The sequence below is a fragment of the Clostridia bacterium genome (assembly GCA_017620395.1).
Taxonomy (GTDB): Bacteria; Bacillota; Clostridia; order Oscillospirales; family RGIG8002; genus RGIG8002.
Map to the genome: position 1 here is coordinate 1 of JAFZQJ010000029.1, position 3,582 is coordinate 3,582.

A 3,582-nucleotide genomic window follows, 5' to 3' on the forward strand; every position below is an offset into this window, starting at 1 on the left:
TGCTTTGTCATAGCAGTCGCGAAGCAGGTTTCCGCTTTGCGCCGTATACATACCGTAAAGCTCTCTGCCCGCGGCGGCGATCGCGTCGTCGAGGGAATCCGCGGAGGCGAAGGGTATCGCGCCCGCGAAAAGCGAGCAGAGTATCAGCGTTGAGAGAAGTGCGGCTATGGTTTTCTTCACGTATTCACCTTCTTGTGATACTCGGCAGCTGCCGAGTATGCTTCATTCATGCGGGAATAGTACTGTTGTTAAAGGGAATCTGAGAGTTTGGCGGCGACGCGGAGTATCGCGAGCGCATCGTTGACGGAAATCATGCCGTCGCCGTCAATATCGCCTATGAGCAGCGCTTCGGGCGTTTCGGGGGCCAGCTTCGCGGCGATACGGAGCGCGGAAAGAGCGTCGTTTACGGTGATCTGCTTGTCGCCGTCGAAGTCGCCCTTCATTATATCGGGCTCGTCTCCGCCTTCAACGAGGCCTTCCGCGGCTTCCGCGACCGCCTGCGCTGCGGCGTCGATCGCGCTCTGCGCGGAGTACGGGTTCGCCTTGACGGCGTTCGCGGTTTTCAGCGCCTCGGCGTAGGGAGCGTAGCTCTCGGCGGTGTACGCCGTTTCGTCGTAGAACGACAGCGCCTCGAGCGCGGAGCAGTCGGCGCTTTCGGGGATCAGTCCCTCCGGCAGGGTCCAGCTGCATACCGCCGAGTTGAAGTCCTCGACTCCGCGCACGGCGGTAACGGATGCGCCGTCCGCGCCGAAGACGACGGAGTTGTACCAGCATGCGCCGCGTTCTTCGCCGAGCAGCGCGAGCGGGAGCCCGTCGCGGGCGCGGAAAACGCCGATTTTGCTGTCGATGCCGGCGAGCGCGAGCATAGCGCCGTCGGGCGAAAAGGCGAGCGCCGTGACCGCCGTCCTGCCGAGGAACGGGCGCGCGGCGAGCCGTCCGGTCCCGGTATCGTAGATCCTCGCGCACGCGTCGCCGCAGGCGGCGGCGAGCAGACTTCCGTCGGGCGAAACGGCGAGCTGATAGACTTCGTCGCCCGCCTTGCCGAAAGCGGAAACGGCTTCGGCTTCAACGTCGTAAGCGTAGACCCCGCCGTTTGCGGTCGCGGCGTAGAGCCGCTTGCCGTCCGGCGAAAACGCGAGCGCGGAGATCCTGCCGCCGACCGTGAAAACGCGGTAGCCGGTCTTTCCCGCGGAGCGCACGTGAACGCTGCCGTCGTAGCAGCCGAAGGCGTAGTCGTCGTTTTTCGCGACGGCTATGGAATCCACCCAGCTGTCGGTCTTCTCGCGGGTTATCTCCGCGAGCGTCCTGCCGTCGTAGACGTAGAAATAATTGCAGTCGCTGCTGTTTGAATTCTCCGGCGTTCCGCCGGCGTAGCAGCGCGAGCCGTCATAGTTGAGCGCGACGACGGGGTAACGTCCGGAGAAGCCGCCGTTGACCGCGTTGCCGAAGTCCGCGTCCGTCACGGTCAGCTTGCGGTATCTGCCGAAAACGTACCTGCTCCCGTCGCCGGAGATCGCGTCGCTCATCACCCAGTATCCGCCGGAGCTCAATCTCGCGGCGGGAGCCAGCGCCGTGTTGCCGCCGTTATAAAGCATAACGTCCGCGGCGGCGTTGCCGTAAAGCAGCACTCCGCGTTCCGTGTCGACGGCGCAGGGGTTGGCGGGCGACCAGATCTTGTTGAAGCAGTCCGCCTCCGTCTTTTCCGCGGCGAAGGGCAGTTCGCTCTGCGGCGCGTACGCGGCGTCCTTGTAGTAGCGGACGTAATCTATATAATACTTCGTTTCCTGCGTCACGTTCGGCGGGAGCTCGTAGTTGCCGGGCCCGTCGATGCCGGTGTTGAGCCGGATATACATCGGGTTTTTCTGCAGCGCGTTTTTCAGCGCGTCGGAGTCGACGTTTATCGTCAGATAGAGCACGTCGTCAAAGTACCATCTTATCTGATCCGCCTCCCATTCGATCGCGTAGACGTGGAAGTCGTCCGTCAGCTTTTCGTTGCTTATCAGTATCGTTCCGTCGGTCCAGCCGCCGATCTCGGCGTGATAGCCGTTTCCGTCGGCGTAATGGAAGGTGGCGAAGGAACGGCGGTGTCCGAGCCAGTCGTTTTCTTCGTCGAGCGCGATGAACTCCATAATATCGATCTCGGCGCAGTAGGGCCAGTTATCCTTGTCGCCCATCAGCCAGAAGGCGGGCCAGACCTTGTAGCCGTCCGGCAGCTTCGCGCTCATCTCTATCCTGCCGAAGGAAACGTGAAGCTTATCCTCGGTGGTGATCTGCGCGGCGGTGGAAGGCATACCGTTGTAATTCTCGACAACGGTCTTCAGCACGAGGCAGCCGTCCTCGAAGCATATATTGTTGTCGTCGTCGCGGTAGTAGTAGGGATCGGTCGGGTCGTTGTTCTTGCCGGTCATCGGGAACCATACTCCACGGTTGAGCGCGCCGTCGTTGAATTCGTCGCTCCACGCGAGCGACCAGTCGGGCCCGCCTGCGGAAACGACGTCGAAGTATCTTATCAGCGCGTTGGTCTCCGTCAGCTTCGGCGTGTCGCCGGTATAGGTCAGCGCGACGCGCGAAGCGCCGTTATAGTAGAATGAAAAGCCCTTCGCCTTTGAATAGCTGACCGACCAGAGCTGGCCCGAATCGGTCAGATCCGGACAGGCGGCGCTGAAGGACGCGTTTCCGGAATCGCTGCTTCGCAGCAGCGCGAGGGCGTGGTTTTTGTTTATAAGTCTTATCTGATTCGGATTGGTCGGGTCGGCGCAGAGCTGCCAGAGCTGCGCGTCGTCGCCCTGAACGCTCTCGGAAAAGGTTAGGAAAGCGTCCGCCCGCGAGGGCTTGGATACCATCGTGAGCGCGGAGGAGGTACCGCGTTTGAGCAGTTTGTAATATTCCGCGCTGTTGAAACGCGGCGCGGCCGCCGGCGTTTCCGAGTATTCGCGCGCCGCGCCTTCGGCGGAGCCGGATACGGCGTGCAGGTCGGAGAAGGAAACGAGCGAAGCGCCGGTGAAGGTCAGGGATATATAGTTCAGCGTGCCGTCAAGCGGCGGCGCGCCGAAACGGTCGAAGGGGAAGAGGTAATACCTTTCGCCCTCGGTCACGGTAATATCCGAGAGGGTGAAAACGCAGTCCTCCGCGCTGCCGCGCCTGCCGATCTCGAGGTCGAGCGAGGCGTCGGCGTCGGCGCTTATCTTCAGCGCGAAGCCGTCCGCCGTCTGGCAGGGCACGCCGAAGGGCGACGGGCCGGATACGCCTTCGGAGGCGGCGTTGGCGTAGCGGAGCGTACCGCTGCCGGAGAGCGTGACGACGCCGTCGGAAACAGAAACGCTCCCGCGTCGAAGCGGCATACTGCGGATATCTGCGTCGGTCAGTCCTTCAAAGCCGAGCTGTGGTTCGCGCGTGTAATGCTCGAGCGGAGCGAGCGCGTCAATAGCGGCGTATATCGCCGCGGCTTCGCCGTTGTCGGTGCGTCCGGACTGAATGACAGCCTGTGCTTTGTCATAGCAGTCGCGAAGCAGGTTTCCGCTTTGCGCCGTATACATACCGTAAAGCTCTCTGCCCGCGGCGGCGATCGCGTCGTCGAGGGAA

Annotated in this window: 2 protein-coding genes; both read right to left on the reverse strand. The window is 62.3% G+C overall.

The window, feature by feature from the left end; genetic code table 11:
• On the reverse strand, positions 1 to 180 hold a 180-nt coding region (locus tag J5441_06750; GenBank protein MBO4934843.1), incomplete at its 3' end, for a hypothetical protein.
• Between the two features lie 68 nt (positions 181 to 248).
• On the reverse strand, positions 249 to 3,582 hold a 3,334-nt coding region (locus J5441_06755; protein MBO4934844.1), incomplete at its 5' end, for a family 16 glycosylhydrolase.